Origin of the sequence: Rhodobacter sp. NTK016B, assembly GCF_017303295.1 — a bacterium.
GTDB lineage: Bacteria > Pseudomonadota > Alphaproteobacteria > Rhodobacterales > Rhodobacteraceae > Pararhodobacter.
Genome location: NZ_JAFKOK010000019.1, coordinates 41,956 through 60,657 on the forward strand (window position 1 = coordinate 41,956; position 18,702 = coordinate 60,657).

Genomic DNA, 18,702 nt, shown 5'->3' on the forward strand with positions numbered 1-18,702 from the left:
CCGGATCCGGTGTTCACGCCAAGGCCCGCAGCGCCTGCGCCACCCGCTCTGCGGCGCTGCCCCGGCGCAAGGGCCGCAACCGGTATAGCCGCAACGCCCGCGCAAGCGGGACCGAGGCCGCGAAGGGCGCGACCAGCGTTCCGACCGCCAGATGCCGCGTAAGCAGCGCCCGGTGGCCCATCAGCACCCCCGACCCCGCCAAAGCCTCATCCACCGCCAACGCGTAAAGCGAATGCGCCACGCCCCGGGGCACCGCAATCCCGGGTGCGGCGGAGGCGCACCAGCGCCGCCAGTCGCCCGGCCACGCCGAATCCTCAAGACACGGCACCGCAGACAGATCGCCCGGCCCGTCCAGCCGCGCGGCCAGCGCCGGGGCGCAGACCGGCAGCAACGCGTCCTCGGCCAGCACATGGCCGCCCGCCTCGCCCATGAACAGCGCCAGATCGTAGGGCAAGCGCTTGCCTTCGGGCAGCCGTTCAAGCGCCGTGACCGAGACCTGCACGCCCGGACAAGCCGCCCGCAATGCCGGCAGGCGCGGCGCAAGCCAGAGCTGCGCCACGGCAGGCAGGGCCGCGATCCGCACAAGGCTCGCCCCCTGCGCCATCAGGGCCGAAAAAGCCCCCAACGAAGCGGCAAGCGCGGGCTGCACGGCCTTCGCATCGGCCATCGGGCGCACCCCCTGCGCGTGGCGCTCGAACAGCGCCCGGCCCGCCCAGCCCTCGACCCGCCGGACCTGCGCGGCAATCGCGCCCGGCGACAAGCCCAGCGCCGCTCCGGCTGCGGCGAACCCCTCATGCCGCAGCGCGGCCTCAAAACCATGCAACGATCCCAGCGGAAGCGGCGGCGCCCCGAGCGGCGCCAGCGCCTGTTCAAGCCGGTGGAAGGCCTGTCTCAACGTCGGCGCCAACGCTTCGGCCTCGGGCGTCGGCCGCACCGAATGCGCCCGCGCGGTCATTAGGGCCACACCCGACGCGGTTTCCAGCGCCCGCAACTTCGCGCGCAACGCCCCCGGCGACACGCCCAGCGCGGCGCCCGCCGCCGCATAGCCTCCGTGACGCAGCACCGCATCAAGCGCCGCCAGATGCGGCAGCGAGGGTGGACGCGGTGGTGGCGGGGCGACGGGCATGCGCAGATCAGGCTCAAGTTTCTTGCGCCTCAGATGACAGTAAATCGGAATTGCGCGCAAGCCGGCCGGCCCGCAAGCTGCGCCTATCACAGGAGGTTTCCATGACCCGTACCGCCCCCCGACTCGCGCCCCGCCACTGGGTTCCCGCCCCCGCCGAAAACCGCGTCCAGACCATTGCCCGCGAGACTGCGCAAACCGGCAGCGCCGCGCTTGACGACCGGATCGAGGCGCTCATTCAGCGCAACCAGCAGATCCACGAGCGCGATTGCTTCAACCTCAATCCCGCCACCAACGTGATGAACCCGCGTGCCGAAGCCGCGCTGTCCCGTGGACTGGGTTCACGACCCTCGCTGGGCTATCCGGGCGACAAATACGAGATGGGCCTGCAGGCGATCGAAGAAATCGAGGTCATCGCCGCTGAACTCGCTGCCGAGATCTTCGACGCCACGCATGCCGAGATCCGCGTCCCCTCGGGAGCGCTGGCCAATCTCTATGGCTTCATCGCGCTGGCAAAACCCGGCGACGCGATCATCGCCCCGCCCGCCACCATCGGCGGACATGTGACCCACCATGCCGATGGCTGCGCCGGGCTCTACGGGCTGGTGACGCATCCCGCGCCGGTCGATGCCGATGGCTACAGCGTCGATCTGGACGCGCTGCGGGACCTGGCGCTGCGCGTCCGGCCCAAGGTGATTACCGTGGGCGGCTCGCTCAACCTGTTCGAACACCCCGTGGCGGGCGTGCGCGCCATTGCCGACGAAGTCGGCGCGCATGTGCTCTTCGATGCCGCGCATCAATGCGGGATCATCGCCGGCAAGGCCTGGTCGAACCCGCTCGATCACGGCGCGCATCTGATGACGATGAGCACCTACAAATCGCTGGGCGGCCCGGCGGGCGGGCTGATCGTCACGCGCGATGCGAAGATCGCCGAGCGGCTCGACCACATCGCCTTTCCCGGCATGACGGCGAATTTCGACGCGGCGAAATCGGCCGCTCTGGCCATCGGGCTGCTCGATTGGCGCGACCATGGCCGGGCCTATGCGCAGACGATGATCGACACGGCTCAGGCCTTCGCCAAGGCGCTGTCACAGGCCGGGCTGCCAGTCTTCGCCGAAGCGCGCGGCTTTACCCGCTCGCATCAATTCGCCGTGGCGGCGGCGGAATTCGGTGGCGGTCAGGCCGCGTCGCGCAAGCTCGAACAGGCGGGGTTCCTTGCCTGCGGGATCGGGCTGCCGCTGGCCGATGTACCGGGCGATATGAACGGGCTTCGGATCGGCACGCCGGAACTGGTGCGCTGGGGCGTGACGCCCGCCGATATCCCCGAGATCGCCGCGCTGGTGGCCGAGGCCCTGCGCGCCAATGATCCCGCCGCGATTGCCCCGCGCACGGCTGCCCTGCGCGCGCGGTTCGACCGGTTGCATTTTATCCGCGACTGAGCGCCCGACGCCAGCCGCCCCGTGCCCCCGGTGACGTAGCGCGCCGGGGCGCACGCGACCGGGCGGGCCTGCCGGGCGCGACGGGGGCCGAGGCGCCGTTAATTCCCGCGCCCGCCGATCAGCGACCGCAGGCCCTGCCGCAGCAGATCTTCGGTGCTGCCCTCGCCGCCGGTCCCGGCCCCGCCCAGCGCGTCGGTCACGGCCTCTTGCGCGCGTTGCGTCGCGCGGTCCTGCAGGCGCTGGATCTCTTCCTGCGCCCGCGCTTCGAGCCGCGCGCGTTCCTCGGCCAGTCGCTGCTCGGCCAGCCCTTCCAGATCCAGCCGGAAGCGCGGCGCCGACCACGGGCCGGTGACGATCAGCGGCACCCGCAGCGTGGCCTCGCCGGTATCGGCGTTGCGGAAAGTCTCGGGCGTGATGCGGTAGGCCAGCGTCTGGCCGCCCAGATCCACATCGCCCTCGCCGCGCACCGTGAACAGCGGCGCTTCCAGCCGCAGGTCGTTATTGCTCAGCACGCCGCCTGCCATGGTGAAGCTGGCGCCGATGCTGTCGTACACCGTGGACGACCCCTCACCCAACGCCGACGGGTCGAGATTGCGCAGCATCGCCGAAAGATCGATGCCCAGAATCTCGCCGCGCCCGAACTGGATCGTGCCCGACCCTTCCAGCGAACGCATGATCGCATCGACGGACTGACCGACGCCGAGAAACTGCAGATCCGCCGCCGCCGAGCCGGTGAGGCGCTCGAATTCCACGGTCTGGCGCAACATCGACAGCAGGCTCACATCCCGCAGAGACAGGTTGCCGCCCACCGACAGGCCGTTGCGGTTATTGGCCACCAGATCGCCCGACAGCGTACCATCGAAGGCGCGCACCTCGTTCAGCCCGATCACAGCGCGCGCGCGGTCGATGGTCAGCGAGCCGCGCACCGCGTCGATCATCCCAAAGCCCGTATTCACCGGCCCAAGCGTCAGCCCGATCTGCGCATCGGCCAGCCCCAGCGCCGAGGCGTCGATACGCGCCGTGGGCCAGCCGCTGCCCGACGCGCCCGCGCTTCCGCCGCCCATGAAGGCCGTCAAATCGAGCGATTGGGCGCTGACCTGACCGGCGATATGGGGGCGCTCGCCCTCGAACGTCGTGTCCAGCGCTACCGCCAGACGGTTCGCGCCGATGCCGATGCTGCCCTCGCGCAGATGCACGCTGCCCGCTGGCGCCAGCGTCAACTGCCCCGACAGTGCCAGCGGACGTGCGGCGCCCGGCAGGGGCTCGCCACCCTCGGCACCCGCCATCTGCAGCGCCGGGCCCAGCCGGTCGATCTGGATCGACAGGCGACCTTCGGCGGCGACCGGCTCTATGCCCATGCGCCCCGCGAACGAACCCTGCGCGCCTTCGGTCGAGATCGAAGCGTCCACCGCCACCACCTCGCCCGCCATCAGCCGGTCGACCGAGGCCAAGGTCGCCGAGATCTCGCCCTGCTGGCCGTTGCGGTCGATCGAGATGCGCAGCTCGGCCGGGCCGCCCGCCTCGGGCATGGCAAGGTCGATCGACACGCCCTCGACCGTGACGTCGGTACCCGCCGCGCGATCGATATAGCGCAGGCTCGCCCCCTGGATCTGCGCGCGATCAAGGATGATCGGCGGCAGGGTCGAGCGCGTGCCGGTCTCGGTCGATGCGGCGTTTTCGTCGCCGACCCCCGCGAAATTCCAGTTGCCGACGCCGAACTGGTCGCGCTCGAGCACGATCTGCGGTGCGCGGGCCTCGAATTGCCGCACCACGAGGTTCCCCTGAAGAAGCTGCGCCAGATCGACGCCCAGATCCACGGAATCCGCGCGAAGCATCGGCCCCGCATCCGAGCTTGCCACATTGGCCAGCGTCACGCCTTCGACCCGCGCGCCGAGCACCGGCCAGAAGGTCGGCGTGACGTCGCCGTCGATGGTCAGCGCGCGCCCGGTCGCTGCTTCGAACTGGCGCGCGGCGAGATTGGCGATACGGTCGGCAGGCAGCAGGAACAACGCCCCCACGGCAAGGATCACCAAGACGAGGATCGCACCGATAATCCTGAAAACCCAACGCATTGCCCACTCCTGCTCGTCTCGTTACACGTTTTGTTAATATCGCGATGATAGCAAAGCGTCCTTCCGGCACAAGCGACCATCGACCGGCAACCGGTGCGGGATGCGGGGTTCCGCCGCCTTGTCGGCTTTTCGCGGCACGCGGCTCTTCCCCTTGGGCGCGTCACGCTCCATGATGCCCCGATGACGACCCAGACCGGCCCTACGAAACCCCTGCTTGCCGTTCCGCGCCCGACGTTTCTGAGCCGGTTCGCGGCGCGGATCGCGGGCCATGCGCTGGTGCTGTTCGCCCGTGCGATCACGGCGGTGCATGCCGAATGGCGCGGCGTTGCGCCCGCGCCAAGACAGCGGGTCTATTTCGCCAACCATGTCTCGAATGCCGACATGCCGATGATCTGGACCGTGCTGCCGCCGCATCTGCGCAAGCAGACGCGCCCGGTTGCGGCGGCGGATTACTGGCTGACCTCGCGCCTGCGCGCCTTTGCCGGGGCCGGGATTTTTCGCGCAGTGCTGATCGACCGGCGGCCCGAGACCCGCAGCGACGATCCGATGGCGGCGATCAATCAGGCGCTGGATGACGGGGCCTCGCTCATCATCTTCCCCGAGGGGCTGCGCAATCAGGGGCCCGAGCCGTTGCAGAAGTTCAAATCGGGCCTCTACAACATCGCGCGGTCGCATCCGCAGGTCGAGCTTGTGCCGACATGGATCGCCAATCTCAATTCCGTCATGCCCAAGGGCGAGGTCATCCCGCTGCCGCTGATGTGTTCGATCATTTTCGGCGAGCCGGTGGCGGCGCGTGACGGCGAAGAGCGGCGCGACTTTCTCGACCGCGCGGCGGCCGCGCTTCTGGCGCTGAAACCCGAGGACCCGGAATGAGTCCGATCCTGAAAGACATCGCGCTTCTGGCGCTGGGAACCGGGCTGGTCCTGCTGACGGTGACGATCATCGGCGAGCAGATGCGCCGACGGCGCCCGGCCTCGGATCCTGGCGTCGAGATCTTCATGGCCCGTGTCGACAGCTGGTGGGCGATGGCGATCACCTTCACGCTCGCCATGCTGGCGGGCCGCTGGGCGGTGATCCTGATCTTCGCCATCGCCTCGTTCGCGGCCTTGCGCGAATTCTTCACCTATTCCGCGCGCACCAAGGCCGACCACCTGTCGCTGGCCATCGCCTTTTACCTGCTGTTGCCCGCGCAATTCCTGTTCGTCTATTTCGACATGCAGCGGCTCTTTGCCGTGTTCATCCCGGTCTATGCTTTCCTGCTTCTGCCCTTCGTCGCGGTGCTGCGGGGGTCAACCGAGCGTTTCCTGCGCCGGGTGTCGGAAACCCAGTGGGGGCTGATGATCGCGGTATTCTGTCTCAGCCATATCCCCGCGCTGATGTGGCTGGAACTGCCCGGCCCCGACGGTGCGGCAACCGGGCGGGGAATGCTGTTGATCGCGTTTCTGGTGCTTGTGGTGCAGGCGGGCGATCTGGCCGACTTCCATATCGGCCGCCGTTTCGGGTACCGGCAGATCGCGCCCGGCCTGTCGCCCAAGACATGGGCGGGCGCGCTTGGCGGCATGGCGGTGGCGGGCGCGATGGGGATGATCCTGTCATGGGTTACGCCCTTTGGCCCGCTGGGGGCGGCGGCGATGGCGATGGTCGCCTCGGCCTCGGGGCAGATCGGCAACCTTGTGCTGCGCGCGATCAAGCGCGACCGGGGGTTGCGCGACTGGTCGCATCTGATCCCCGGTCAGGGCGGCTTTCTCGATCAGCTCGACAGTGTGATCTTTGCCGCGCCTGCCTTCTTTCACCTGACCCGGCTGTGGTGGATGACGGCCTGAGCCCCCTCGCCCGCGACTGCCCCCACGTTTCCCTTGCCGCCGGGGCGCGCGGCTGGCAGCCTTCGCGCCAAAGCAGCAGGGGGCCATCATGAGCGAAGACCGCGTCATCATCAGCATCGAGGACGGCATCGCCGAGGTCACGCTGAACCGACCCGAAAAGCTCAACGCCTTCGACACCGCGATGTTCGAAGCCGTGGCCGCCGCGGGCGAGCGGCTGATGGACGAGCCGGATCTGCGCGCGGTGGTGCTGACGGGGGCCGGACGGGCCTTTTGCGCGGGCATAGACACGAAGATGCTGATGGAATTTGCCGCCGATCTCGACACGCTGCGCCAAGAGATCGTCACCCCGCCGCGCGGACGCGCCGCGAACCGGTTCCAGCAGCCCTGCACGATCTGGGCCGATCTGCCGGTGCCGGTGATCGCCGCGCTGCACGGTGTTACCTTCGGCGCGGGGATGCAGCTTGCCCTCGGGGCCGACCTGCGCATCGCCGCCAAGGACACGCAGCTGTCGATCATGGAAACCCGCTGGGGCCTGATCCCGGATATGGGGCTGACCAAGCTGTTGCCCGGCGTGATGCGGGCCGATCAGGCGCTCGACATGATCCTGTCCGCGCGTGTCGTCGAAGGCCCCGAGGCGCAGGAGCTGGGCCTTGTCACCCGCGTCGCCGAGGATCCGCTGGCTGCAGCCCGCGACACCGCGCGCGCCATTGCCGGGCGCAGCCCCGAAGCGGTGCGCGGCGCCAAGGAACTGGTGCGCGCGGCGTGGCCCGGCGACGACCAGAACCTTGCGCTGGAAGCCCGCCTTCAGGCCGCGATCATCGGCTCGGCCAACCAGATGGAAGCGGTCGTGGCCGGGATGCAGAAGCGCCCGCCGAAATTCTCGTAAGCGGGGCAGTAAGGCCCTCAAACAGACCCTGTGATCGGTAACGGCGAGGGGTGTTCTGTAACACTTCCTCTGCTAGGGTTCCCGGGCGGAACGAACCCGGAGGAACGCCATGCTGTCGCGGCTGCTGAGATACCTGACCTTTACCCTGTGCATTGTGATGACACTGGTATCGGTCGCGCTGATTCCGGTCTCGGCTTGGTTCGTGCTGCTTGTCTTGCTGTTCGGCGCGCTGACCGCGCTGGGTGTCCACGACATGATGCAGGTCAACCACGCGATCCTGCGCAATTACCCGGTGCTGGGGCACATGCGCTATCTGTTCGAGATGATCCGCCCCGAGATCCGGCAATACCTGCTGGAAGACGACGACGCCGAGGTCCCCTTCTCGCGCGAGGATCGCAATATCGTCTACCAGCGCGCCAAGAATGTCGAAGACAAGCGCCCTTTCGGCACCAAGGAAGCGGTCTATGGCAGCGGCTATATGTGGCTGACCCATTCGATCCGGCCCAAGAAGATCGAAAATTCCGATTTCCGCATCAAGGTCGGCGGCCCCGATTGCAAACAGCCCTACGACCTGTCGATCTACAACATCTCGGCGATGAGCTTCGGTGCGCTCTCGGCCAATGCGATCCTTGCGCTCAACAAGGGCGCGAAAATGCAGGGTTTCGCACATGACACCGGCGAAGGCGGGATCTCGCGCTATCACCGCGAGGGCGGCGGCGACCTGATCTGGGAAATCGGCACCGGCTATTTCGGTTGCCGCACCGATGACGGCCGCTTCGATCCCGACAAGTTCTCCAAGGCCTCGGCCGATCCGCAGGTCAAGATGATCGAGCTGAAACTCAGCCAGGGCGCGAAACCCGGTCAGGGCGGCATCCTGCCCGCCGCCAAGATCACGCCCGAGATCGCCGAAGCGCGCGGCGTGCCGATGGGCGTCGATTGCCACTCGCCCGATGCGCATAACGCGTTCAGCACCCCGATTGAGATGATGGAATTCATCGCCCGCCTGCGCGATCTGTCGGGCGGCAAACCCACCGGATTCAAGCTGTGCCTCGGCCACCGCCGGGAATTCATGTGCATCGTCAAGGCGATGCTGAAAACCGGCATCACCCCCGATTTCATCGTCGTCGACGGCAAGGAAGGCGGCACCGGCGCCGCCCCGCTGGAATTCGCCAATCACATGGGCATGCCGCTGACCGAGGGGCTGACCTTCGTGCATAACGCGCTCAGGGGCGCGGGGCTGCGCGACCGCGTGAAGATCGGCGCTTCGGGCAAGCTGATCCATGCCTTCGACATCGCCAAGGCGCTGGCGATGGGGGCCGACTGGGCCAATTCTGCGCGCGGCTTCATGTTCTCGATCGGCTGCATTCAGGCGCAGGCCTGCCATACCAACCATTGCCCGACCGGCGTCGCCACGCAGGACCCGCAACGCTCGCGCGCGCTGGTCGTCGGCGACAAGGCGCAGCGCGTGGCGAGCTTCCATCGCAACACGATGAAGGCGCTCGGCGACATGGCCGGCGCGGCGGGGCTCACGCATCCGTCGGATTTCCTGCCCTGGCACCTGATGATGCGCGAGAACGACCGCGAGATGGTCACCGGGCAAGAGGTCTTCCCCTATATGCCCGAAGGCTTCCTGCTGCGGGAGGAAGAGGACCGCTTCGGCTATATCAAGCGCTGGCGTCGCGCCTCGGCCGACAGTTTCGACCCGTTCGACGAGGGGGTCTGAGGAAGCGAGAGGGCCCTGCCCCCTCGTGCTCCCCCGCCAAGGGGGCTGTCTGCCCCCCCGATCAGAAAGCCAAGGGGGCTGTCTGCCCCCTTGGGAACCCCCGAGAGTATTTAAAACAAAGTGAAGGGGGCTTTGCGGCGCGGGGCATGAAGCGTATATGCCCGCCATGACCCAGAACCCGCCCAGCCTCCGCCCAGACCTTGCGCCCCGCGCGCTGATCCAGGACGCGCCGCGTGACGGCCAGCCGACCATCGGCATGGTCAGTCTCGGCTGCCCCAAGGCGCTGGTGGACAGCGAACGTATCCTTACCCGCCTGCGCGCCGAAGGCTACGCGATCAGCCCCGATTACGCGGGCGCCGATGCGGTGATCGTCAATACCTGCGGCTTTCTCGACAGCGCCAAGGCCGAGAGCCTTGAGGCGATCGGCGAGGCACTGCGCGAGAATGGCAAGGTGATCGTCACCGGCTGTCTTGGCGCCGAGCCCGACTATATCACCGGCGCGCATCCCAAGGTGATGGCGGTGACCGGGCCGCACCAATACGAGCAGGTGCTGGATGCCGTCCACGGCGCGGTGCCGCCCGCGCCCGATCCTTTCGTCGACCTGCTGCCCGCCTCGGGCATCAAGCTGACGCCCCGGCATTTCAGTTATCTGAAGATCTCCGAGGGCTGCAATCACAAGTGCAAATTCTGCATCATCCCCGACATGCGCGGGCGTCTGGTCAGCCGCCCTGCCCATGCGGTGATCCGCGAGGCCGAGAAACTGGTCGAGGCCGGGGTGAAGGAACTTCTGGTCATCAGTCAGGACACCTCGGCCTACGGGGTCGACATCAAACACGCCGAGGCACGCGGCCACCGGGCGCATATCACCGATCTGGCGCGCGATCTCGGCAGCCTGGGCGCCTGGGTGCGGCTGCATTACGTTTATCCCTATCCGCATGTGCGCGACCTGATCCCGCTGATGGCCGAGGGGCTGGTGCTGCCCTATCTCGACATCCCCTTTCAGCACGCGCATCCCGATACGCTGAAACGCATGGCCCGCCCCGCGGCGGCGGCGAAAACGCTCGACGAGATCGCCCGCTGGCGCGCGGATTGTCCCGAGATCGTTCTGCGCTCGACCTTCATCGTCGGCTATCCCGGCGAGACCGAGGAAGAGTTCCAGACGCTGCTCGACTGGCTCGACGAAGCGCAGCTCGACCGCGTCGGGTGCTTCCAGTACGAAGATGTCGCAGGCGCGCGCTCGAACGCGCTGCCCGACCACGTTGCGCCCGAGCTGAAGCAGGAACGCTGGGAGCGGTTCATGGAAAAGGCGCAGGCGATCTCCGAGGCCAAGCTGGCGGCCAAGGTCGGCTCGGTGCAGGAGGTGATCGTCGATGCGGTGGACGAGGAAGGCGCGACCTGCCGGACCAAGGCCGATGCACCCGAGATCGACGGCAATCTCTTCATCGATGAGGACTTCGACGGCCTGCAGCCTGGTGATATCGTAAAAGTGGAAGTGGACGAAGCGTCCGACTACGATCTCTGGGGCACTTTGTTGGAAAAGTGATAGTCAGCGCGGCAGCCTGAACGTCAGATATTCATCGATCAGCGCGGCGACCTGCGCAGGCTCCTGATGGCAGATCCAGTGATCGGCCTCCTTGATCCGGCGGATGGTTAGATCCGGGCAATAGGCCTCCAGCCCGTCCAGACAGGCGGGCAGCAGCGCCGTGTCCCGCTCGCCCCAGATCACCAGATGTGGCAGAGGCACGCGCCCGACCGCGACCGGCAGGGGCGGCAGCGCCATCGGCTGGCCGGGTCGGGCCACGACGAGGGGCGAGGCGCGATACCAGTTGAGCATGCCTGTCAGCCGCCCCGGCCGCGCCCATTCGCGACGATAGGCGTCCAGCACCGGCCCCGACAGCCAGCGCATATCCATCTTTGCGGCAAAGAGGCGGCGCAGGCCCTCGAACCCGTCCGCGGATAGCCGCGCTTCCGAGCCCGGATCGCGCAGGTAGTCGATATAGGCCGAAGCCTGCGACTGCGCCCCGCCCTTGGCCAGTTCGCGCTGGAATGGACCGGGATGCACACCGTTCACCACGATCAGCGCCGAAATCAGTTCGGGCCGCCGCATCGCCAGCGCGTAGCCCACCGCCGCGCCCCAGTCATGCGCCACGACCGGCACCGGCGCGCCCAGCGCCTCGATCAGCGCCGCCATATCCGCGACCAGATGCTTCGCGCGGTAGGCCTCGACACCGTCGGGCGTCCAGCTCTGGCCATAGCCGCGCTGATCGGGGGCGATGCACTGCCAGCCCGGCAGATGCGCGGCCACCTCGGCCCAGGCGCCGCCATATTCGGGAAATCCGTGCAGCATCAACAAGGGCGGCGCTGCCGGATCGCCCCAGCGATGCAGATGAAAGGGCCGTCCGTTCAGTTCCATGCCGCCGTGTCCCCCTGCATCCTATTCCCGGCCACCCTTGCAAAACACCTGTCGGACAAACCGGCCGCGACACGCCATTTCACACCCCGGTTGCGGTCAAACTTGCCCCCTAACGCCCCGCGCGGGCAAGCATTGATCGCGGCGCGACATCCCCCGGGACAGGGCCGCCCGCCGCCACCTCAAGTTCTGACTTGCGCCCTGCGCGCGAGCCGGACACTCTGCGCCCCCAAGCCACAGGAGCCCCCGATGCCCAAAGCCTATTGGGTCGCGCATGTCGATGTCGACGACCCCGAGATCTATGCCCAATACCGTGCCGCCAATGCCGTGGCCTTCGAGAAATACGGCGCGCGGTTCATCGTGCGGGGCGGGCCGCAGACACAATGCGAAGGACACAGCCGCGCGCGCACGGTGGTGATCGAATTCCCCGATCTGACCACCGCGACCGCCTGTTTCGACAGCCCCGAATATCAGGCGGCCAAGGCGATCCGCGACCCGATCTCGTTCGCCGATATGGTGATCGTCGAAGGGTATGAGGGCTAGCAAAGCGCCCGCCCGCGCCCTATACCGACCCCGTTCCAGCGACGGATGAGAGCCCATGCGCAGCGCCACGATCACCCGCAAAACCGCCGAGACCGACATTTCGGTCACCGTCGATCTCGACGGCAGCGGCAGCTATGACAACCAGACCGGCGTGGGCTTTTTCGACCACATGCTCGATCAGCTCGCCCGCCACGCGCTGATCGACATGACGATCCGCGCCGATGGCGATCTGCATATCGACGACCACCACACGGTCGAGGATACCGGCATCGCGCTGGGTCAGGCGCTGGCCAAGGCGCTTGGCGACAAACGCGGGATCCGGCGCTATGGCGAATGCACCCTGCCGATGGACGACGCGCAGGTGAAATGCGCGCTCGACCTGTCAGGGCGGCCGTTCCTGATCTGGAATTGCGAGATCCCGACGCAGAAGATCGGCACCTTCGACACCGAGCTTGTACGCGAGTTCTTTCAGGCACTGTCAACGCATGGCGGCATCACGCTGCATGTCGACAAAGTGCATGGCTTCAACAGCCACCACATCGCCGAAGCGGCCTTCAAGGCCGTGGCGCGGGCCCTGCGCGCGGCGGTCGAGATCGATCCGCGCAAGGCCGACGCCGTGCCGTCGACCAAAGGGACGCTCTGATCCCATGGTGCTGGACGAGGTGCGGCACCTGCGATAGGGAAGCCCCGGATCAAGGGGTTGTACCGCTATGCTCACCGTTCTTGTCGATTACGAATCCGGCAATCTGCACTCGGCTCAGAAAGCCTTCGAGCGGATGGCACGCGACGTGGATGGCGGCGAGGTTCTGGTCACCAACCGCCCCGAGGACGTGCTGCGCGCCGACCGCGTGGTGCTGCCCGGAGACGGAGCCTTTCCCGCCTGCAAACGCGAGCTGATGGCCGTGACCGGCATGGTCGAGGCCCTGACCGAAGCGGTGCTGAAGGACGGCAAGCCGTTCCTCGGCATCTGCGTCGGGATGCAGCTTCTGGCAACCGCCGGCCATGAATACGAAGAAACGCCGGGTCTGGGCTGGATCCCCGGCGACGTGGTACGCATCACCCCGTCCGAGCCGTCGATGAAGGTCCCGCATATGGGCTGGAACGACATGGTCATCGACCGCCCGCATCCGGTGCTGGACGGGCTGAAGACCGGCGACCACGCTTATTTCGTCCATTCCTACCGCTTCGAGGTCGCCGAGCAGGCCGATCTGTTGGCGCATGTCGATTACGGCGGGCCAGTGACAGCGATCATCGGGCGCGACAACGTGCTGGGCACCCAGTTCCACCCCGAGAAGAGTCAGTCGGCGGGGCTTCGCCTGATCGGCAATTTCCTGCGCTGGAAGCCCTGAGCTTCACCGGAAAGTCGGTTCCCGTGAGCGCTTTGATTTGCTACTCCTCAGAAAAAATGAGGGGCACCGAGCAATGGGCGTTTCACAGCCGCATGAACGGATTCAATACATCGTCGAGGGCGGTTTTTCGCTCTCGGGCGAGATCGAGCCTTCGGGCAACAAGAACGCCGCCCTGCCCATCGTGGCGGCGGCGCTGCTGACCGATGAGCGGGTCGAGCTGACCAATGTGCCGCGTATCCGCGATATCGAGGTGCTGGTCGAGCTGATCCAGTCAGTCGGGGCCGAGGCCAAGTGGCTGGGCCGTAACCATCTGGAAATTCACGCGAAAAGTCTGCGTCCGGCGGATCTGGACCCCGAGCTTTGCGCCCGTGTGCGCGCGTCGATCCTGCTGGCGGGCCCGATGCTGGCGCGCTGCGGCGAGGTCGAGCTGCCGCCGCCCGGCGGAGACGTGATCGGTCGGCGCCGGGTGGACACGCATTTCCTTGCGCTGGAACAGCTGGGCGCGAAAATCACCACCAACGGGCATTACATCTTCCGCGCCGACGGCCTGACCGGCGCCGACGTGTTTCTGGATGAGCCGTCGGTCACCGCGACCGAGAACGCGCTTTGCGCGGCGGTCTGCGCAGAGGGCGAAACGATCCTGCGCAACTGCGCCTCGGAACCGCATGTGCAGGATCTGGCACTGTTTCTGAATGCGATGGGCGCGCGGATCGAGGGCATCGGCACCAACACGATGACCATCCATGGCGGCCAGAAATTGCATGGCTGCTCGCACCGGATCGGCACCGACCATATCGAGGTGGGCTCGCTCATCGGTCTGGCCGCGGTGACGAAATCCGAGATCACCATCAAGAATGCGGGCGTCGAGCATCTGCGCTCGACCCTGATGAATTTCGAGCGTCTGGGCATCCGCTGCCAGATCCGCGGCGACGACCTGTTCATCCCCGCCAAGCAAGAGATGAAGGTGCAGGCCGATTTCGGCGGGCATATCCCGACGATCTCGGACCAGCCCTGGCCCGCCTTCCCGGCGGATACGATGTCGATCGCCATCGTCACCGCGACACAATGCGAAGGCGTGGTAATGATGTTCGAGAAGATGTTCGAATCGCGCATGTTCTTTGTCGACAAGCTGATCGCCATGGGCGCGCGGATCGTGCTGTGCGACCCGCACCGCGCCATTGTGGCCGGCAAATCGGAAATGCGCGGCTCGCGTCTGGAAAGCCCCGATATCCGCGCCGGGATGGCGATGCTGATCGCCGCGATGTGCGCCGAGGGGACCTCGACCATCAACAACGCCCAGCAGATCGAGCGCGGCTACGAGCGTATCGACGAACGTCTGAACGCGATGGGCGCGAAAATCACGCGGGTTCCGGCGCGAACCTGACGTAACGGCAACCAGACGAGGGGCGCACCGGGTTTCGGACCGGCGCCCCTTTGTCATGCAAGCCCCTGAATCAGAGAAAAAATCCGCCAAACTGTCGCGCTGGTGACACTCGTCTTTCCGGATGCCGATAGCGTCAGGGATACTACCAGCGGCCGGGAGTATGCCGGTGCGGGCGTGGGCCTCCTTGCCAAGAGGCATGGGGAATGAGGGAGTGTGAGTACGGGCTATTTCAATCCCGGTTTCAGGCCGGTATTCTGCCACGGGTTCGGCGCCCGGCAGAGGTTGGAATGCTCTTTTTATCTTGTGATACCCGGCGGCTCACGACGCACCGGCCTGACCTTTCCCGGACCACAAGCGCAGCCACGAGCCGCGCATGATCCAGCAAAGCCATCTTCACCTGCTCGCCCAAGCCGACATGCTGGTCGGTGTTCCCACCGAACAGCGCAAGGCCCTGTTGGCCGAATGCCCGGTCAGTTCGTATCACAGCGCCACGCCAATCCTGCATCAGGGCGAACGCGCGAACGGGTGCTTCATCGTCGTGCGCGGACGGGTCGAGATCAGCTATATCGATCCGCAGGGCAATGCCGTGATCATCCATGTCGCCAGCACCGGCGAGGTCGTGGGCGAGGTCGAAGCGCTGTCCGAACGCCCCTGTGCCGCCACCTGCACGGCGCTGCCCAACACCACCGTGATCTATTGCAGCACCGAGGCCCTGCATCGCCATATCCCGGCGCGCATCCTGATCACCAATCTGGCCGCGATCCTGCATGACCGCCTGACGCGCGATAACCGGCTGCGCGCGATTGGCCAGTTCTATTCCGCCGAAGAGCGTATCCGCCTGTATCTCGACCAGTTCACCACGCCCGATCACCCCGAAACCCGGCTTAGCCAGGCGTATCTGGCCACGCTTGTGGGCTGCTCGCGGCAAAAGGTGAATCGGGTGTTGGGCGATCTGCGGCGCGACGGGATCATCGCGCTCGAGCGCAACACGATCCGCGTGCTCGACCGCGCGCGGCTGGCGGCCGGCACGCCGGAATAGAGACGGGCGGAACAGAAACGGGGCCGAAGGTTTCCCCCCGGCCCCGCTGTTCTGTTGGCGCTCCGCCCCCCAAAGAGGCCCCGCAGGTCAGTGCATGTCGGGCGGGGTCGCTTCGGCTTTCAGATCGGCCACCAGCGCGTCCAGCGACGCGGTCTGCGTCTTGTTTTCGCCCAGACGACGTACCGACACCGTGCGTTCGGCCACTTCGCGCCCGCCCACGGCCAGGATCACCGGCACCTTGGCCAGCGAATGCTCGCGAACCTTGTAGTTGATCTTCTCGTTGCGGATATCGGCCTCGGCGCGCAGACCGGCCTTTTGCAACGCCGCCACGACCTCGTGCACGTAATCGTCGGCCTCGGACACGATCGAGGCCACGACCACCTGTTGCGGCGCCAGCCACAGCGGCAGCTTGCCCGAGTAGTTCTCGATCAGAATACCAATGAAACGCTCGAACGAGCCGACACAGGCGCGGTGCAGCATGATCGGACGATGCTTCGCGCCATCGGCGCCGATATAGCTGGCATCCAGCCGCTCGGGCAGGTTCGGATCGACCTGGAACGTACCGCATTGCCAGTCGCGACCGATCGCATCAGTCAGGACGAATTCCAGCTTCGGCCCGTAGAATGCGCCCTCGCCTTCGAAAATCTCATAGGCATAGCCCGCCGCCGTGACCGCGTCGGCCAGCGCGGATTCGGCATAGTCCCAGCTTTCCTCTGTGCCGATGCGCTTTTCGGGGCGCGTGGACAGCTTGATGCGCCACTTGTCGAACCCGAGCTCAGCATAGACATCGGCAAGGAACTCGATGAAGCGCTTGGCCTCGCCCTCGATCTGGTCCTCGGTACAGAAGATATGCCCGTCATCCTGCGTGAAGCCGCGCACCCGCATGATACCATGCAAGGCGCCCGAGGGTTCGTAGCGCGCGCACGAGCCGAACTCGGCCATGCGCAGCGGCAGATCGCGATAGGATTTCAGCCCGTGGTTGAAGATCTGCACATGGCAGGGGCAGTTCATAGGCTTCAGGGCGTTGATGGTCTTTTCCTTCGCGCCTTCCTCGTCCACCTCGACGATGAACATGTTCTCGCGGTAGTTCTCCCAATGCCCCGAGGCTTCCCACAGGTTGCGGTTCACCACCTGCGGTGTGTTCACCTCGACATAGCCACCCAAGCGCTGCTTGCGGCGCATGTAATCTTGCAGCGTGGCATAAATCGTCCAGCCATTCGGGTGCCAGAAGATCTGGCCGGGCGCCTCTTCCTGCATGTGGAAAAGGTCCATCTCGCGGCCCAGCTTGCGGTGGTCGCGCTTGGCGGCCTCTTCCAGCATATGCATATGCGCCTTCAGATCGTCGCGCGATTTGAACGCCACACCATAGATCCGCTGCAGCATCGGGCGCGAGGAATCGCCCAGCCAATAGGCCCCGGCGACATGCGTCAGCTTGAACGCATCGGCCGGAACCTGACCCGTATGCTGCAGATGCGGCCCGCGGCACAGATCCTGCCAGTCGCCGTGCCAGTACATCCGCAGATCCTGATCCTCGGGGATGCGGTTGACCAGCTCGACCTTGTAGGGCTCGCCCGTTTTCTCATAGTGGGCGATGGCATAGGCGCGCGACCAGACTTCCGTCTTCACGGCCTCGCGGGCGTTGATGATCTTCTTCATCTCGGCTTCGATCGCGCCCAGATCATCGGGCGTGAAGGGCTCGGCGCGGTCGAAATCGTAGAACCAGCCGTAATCGCGCACCGGTCCGATCGTGACCTTGGTGTCGGGCCACAGCGCCTGCACCGCGCGCGCCATGATATGCGCCAGATCGTGGCGGATCAGTTCCAACGCCGGGCCGTCATCCTTCATCGTGTTGATCGAGATATTCGCATCGGCCTTGATCGGCCATTGCAGATCCCAGTGCTCACCATTCACCTGCGCCGAGATCGCGGCCTTGGCCAGCGACGGCGCAATCGACTTGGCGACCTCGGCGGGCGTAATGCCGGCCTCGTAATCGCGCACATTGCCATCGGGGAATCTCAGGGAAATCTGGCTCATCGGCCATGCTCCTCGTCGTTCTGGCGCCCACGGAACGCCCGGTTGCGGGTTATGTCGGAGCGCTTCTTGCTCCGCGCAGAGACGCTTGTCAATCGCCCCGTCGCCGCGCAGGATCGCCCTGCGACAGGAGGGCACCATGCGCAGCTATGACGAAATCCTGGCCATCGCGGCCGACAGGAAGGGCGGCTTCGACGCGGTTCTGGCCGAGATCCCCAGCCCCAAAAGCGCGGACGACCTTGCGGCCATCCCCGAGGATCGCTGGCTTGCGGCCTTCGCGCGCGGCATCCTGCAGGCAGGGATCAGCTGGAAAGTGGTCGACGCGAAATGGCCTGGTATCGAAGAGGCGTTCCTGCAATTCGACGTCACCGCCCTCGCCTTCCAGCCGCCGGGATGGGAAGACGATCTGTGCACCGATACCCGCATCATCCGCTCGCCGCCCAAGGTGCGCGCGATCTTGCACAATGCCGATCTCATCCGCCGGGTGCGCGACGAAAGCGGCAGTTTCGGGCGGCGCATCGGCGACTGGCCCGAAGAGGATTTCGCGGGCCTTCTGCAATGGCTGCAGGCCGAGGGCGCGCGACTGGGCGGCAATACCGGCGCCTATGCGCTGCGCTATCTGGGCAAGGACGGCTTCCTGATGACGCGCGATGTGGTGGCGCGGCTGGTGGCCGAAGGGGTGGTCGACAAGGCGCCCACCTCCAAGAAGGGCTGGGCCGCCGTTCAGGACGCGTTCAACACGTGGCGGCTGCAATCGGGTCAGACCTTGACGACGATCAGCCGGGTTCTGGCGCAGTCGCTGTAGGGTGCGTGCTCGGCACGCACCACGTGCCGGAGGGCGCCGGAGCGGTGCGTGCACAGCACGCACCCTACAGCCGCC

The 18,702-nt window shown here is 66.4% G+C and carries 16 protein-coding genes; 12 read left to right on the forward strand and 4 right to left on the reverse strand.

Annotated features, from left to right (window positions below; all coding sequences use genetic code 11):
- Positions 1–13 precede the first annotated feature (13 nt).
- Positions 14–1,126: a LysR family transcriptional regulator gene (locus JI664_RS21215; RefSeq protein ID WP_286174226.1), complete on the reverse strand. Its 1,113-nt coding sequence runs from the start codon at positions 1,124–1,126 to the stop codon at positions 14–16.
- Positions 1,127–1,227: 101 nt separating this feature from the next.
- On the opposite strand from JI664_RS21215, the gene glyA reads away from it, so the two are divergent.
- On the forward strand, positions 1,228–2,562 hold the full coding sequence (gene glyA, locus JI664_RS21220) for a serine hydroxymethyltransferase (RefSeq protein ID WP_207015788.1): 1,335 nt from the start codon (positions 1,228–1,230) through the stop codon (positions 2,560–2,562).
- Positions 2,563–2,660: 98 nt separating this feature from the next.
- Here glyA and JI664_RS21225 read toward each other — a convergent pair whose 3' ends face one another.
- Entirely contained in the window at positions 2,661–4,634 is a 1,974-nt protein-coding gene (locus JI664_RS21225; protein ID WP_207015789.1) for an AsmA-like C-terminal region-containing protein, read from the reverse strand.
- A gap of 180 nt (positions 4,635–4,814) precedes the next feature.
- Between JI664_RS21225 and JI664_RS21230 the strand changes: the two genes are divergently transcribed.
- The 5 genes from JI664_RS21230 (at position 4,815) to rimO (ending at position 10,609) form a co-directional block, all read left to right on the forward strand.
- The gene (locus tag JI664_RS21230) at positions 4,815–5,507 is read left to right on the forward strand and encodes a lysophospholipid acyltransferase family protein (RefSeq protein WP_207015790.1); all 693 of its coding nucleotides are present in this window, start codon (positions 4,815–4,817) and stop codon (positions 5,505–5,507) included.
- Positions 5,504–6,457, forward strand: coding sequence for a phosphatidate cytidylyltransferase (locus JI664_RS21235; protein ID WP_207015791.1), 954 nt, complete (start codon positions 5,504–5,506; stop codon positions 6,455–6,457). The genes JI664_RS21230 and JI664_RS21235 overlap by 4 nt, the downstream gene beginning before the upstream one ends.
- 88 nt (positions 6,458–6,545) lie before the next feature.
- Positions 6,546–7,343: a crotonase/enoyl-CoA hydratase family protein gene (locus tag JI664_RS21240; RefSeq protein ID WP_207015792.1), complete on the forward strand. Its 798-nt coding sequence runs from the start codon at positions 6,546–6,548 to the stop codon at positions 7,341–7,343.
- A gap of 109 nt (positions 7,344–7,452) precedes the next feature.
- Complete coding sequence (locus JI664_RS21245) at positions 7,453–9,066, forward strand: FMN-binding glutamate synthase family protein (RefSeq protein WP_207015793.1); 1,614 nt, start codon at positions 7,453–7,455, stop codon at positions 9,064–9,066.
- Between the two features lie 166 nt (positions 9,067–9,232).
- Positions 9,233–10,609: a 30S ribosomal protein S12 methylthiotransferase RimO gene (gene rimO / locus JI664_RS21250; RefSeq protein ID WP_207015823.1), complete on the forward strand. Its 1,377-nt coding sequence runs from the start codon at positions 9,233–9,235 to the stop codon at positions 10,607–10,609.
- 3 nt (positions 10,610–10,612) lie between these two features.
- Here rimO and JI664_RS21255 read toward each other — a convergent pair whose 3' ends face one another.
- Entirely contained in the window at positions 10,613–11,479 is an 867-nt protein-coding gene (locus JI664_RS21255; RefSeq protein WP_207015794.1) for an alpha/beta fold hydrolase, read from the reverse strand.
- Positions 11,480–11,725: 246 nt separating this feature from the next.
- Between JI664_RS21255 and JI664_RS21260 the strand changes: the two genes are divergently transcribed.
- The 5 genes from JI664_RS21260 (at position 11,726) to JI664_RS21280 (ending at position 15,791) form a co-directional block, all read left to right on the forward strand.
- The gene (locus tag JI664_RS21260) at positions 11,726–12,019 is read left to right on the forward strand and encodes a DUF1330 domain-containing protein (protein ID WP_207015795.1); all 294 of its coding nucleotides are present in this window, start codon (positions 11,726–11,728) and stop codon (positions 12,017–12,019) included.
- 55 nt (positions 12,020–12,074) lie between these two features.
- On the forward strand, positions 12,075–12,662 hold the full coding sequence (hisB, locus tag JI664_RS21265; RefSeq protein WP_207015796.1) for an imidazoleglycerol-phosphate dehydratase HisB: 588 nt from the start codon (positions 12,075–12,077) through the stop codon (positions 12,660–12,662).
- A gap of 67 nt (positions 12,663–12,729) precedes the next feature.
- On the forward strand, positions 12,730–13,368 hold the full coding sequence (hisH, locus tag JI664_RS21270; protein WP_207015797.1) for an imidazole glycerol phosphate synthase subunit HisH: 639 nt from the start codon (positions 12,730–12,732) through the stop codon (positions 13,366–13,368).
- Between the two features lie 73 nt (positions 13,369–13,441).
- Positions 13,442–14,752 carry a UDP-N-acetylglucosamine 1-carboxyvinyltransferase gene (murA, locus tag JI664_RS21275; RefSeq protein ID WP_207015798.1) on the forward strand — a complete coding sequence of 437 codons (1,311 nt, stop codon included), beginning with the start codon at positions 13,442–13,444 and terminating at the stop codon, positions 14,750–14,752.
- A 373-nt stretch (positions 14,753–15,125) separates the two neighbouring features.
- Positions 15,126–15,791, forward strand: a complete 666-nt coding sequence (locus JI664_RS21280) for a Crp/Fnr family transcriptional regulator (protein ID WP_207015799.1) — start codon at positions 15,126–15,128, stop codon at positions 15,789–15,791.
- An 87-nt stretch (positions 15,792–15,878) separates the two neighbouring features.
- Here JI664_RS21280 and thrS read toward each other — a convergent pair whose 3' ends face one another.
- Positions 15,879–17,825 carry a threonine--tRNA ligase gene (gene thrS / locus JI664_RS21285; RefSeq protein ID WP_207015800.1) on the reverse strand — a complete coding sequence of 649 codons (1,947 nt, stop codon included), beginning with the start codon at positions 17,823–17,825 and terminating at the stop codon, positions 15,879–15,881.
- 136 nt (positions 17,826–17,961) lie between these two features.
- Between thrS and JI664_RS21290 the strand changes: the two genes are divergently transcribed.
- Positions 17,962–18,627 (forward strand): DNA-3-methyladenine glycosylase I, encoded by a 666-nt coding sequence (locus JI664_RS21290; protein ID WP_207015801.1) that lies wholly within the window; start codon positions 17,962–17,964, stop codon positions 18,625–18,627.
- Positions 18,628–18,702 lie beyond the last annotated feature (75 nt).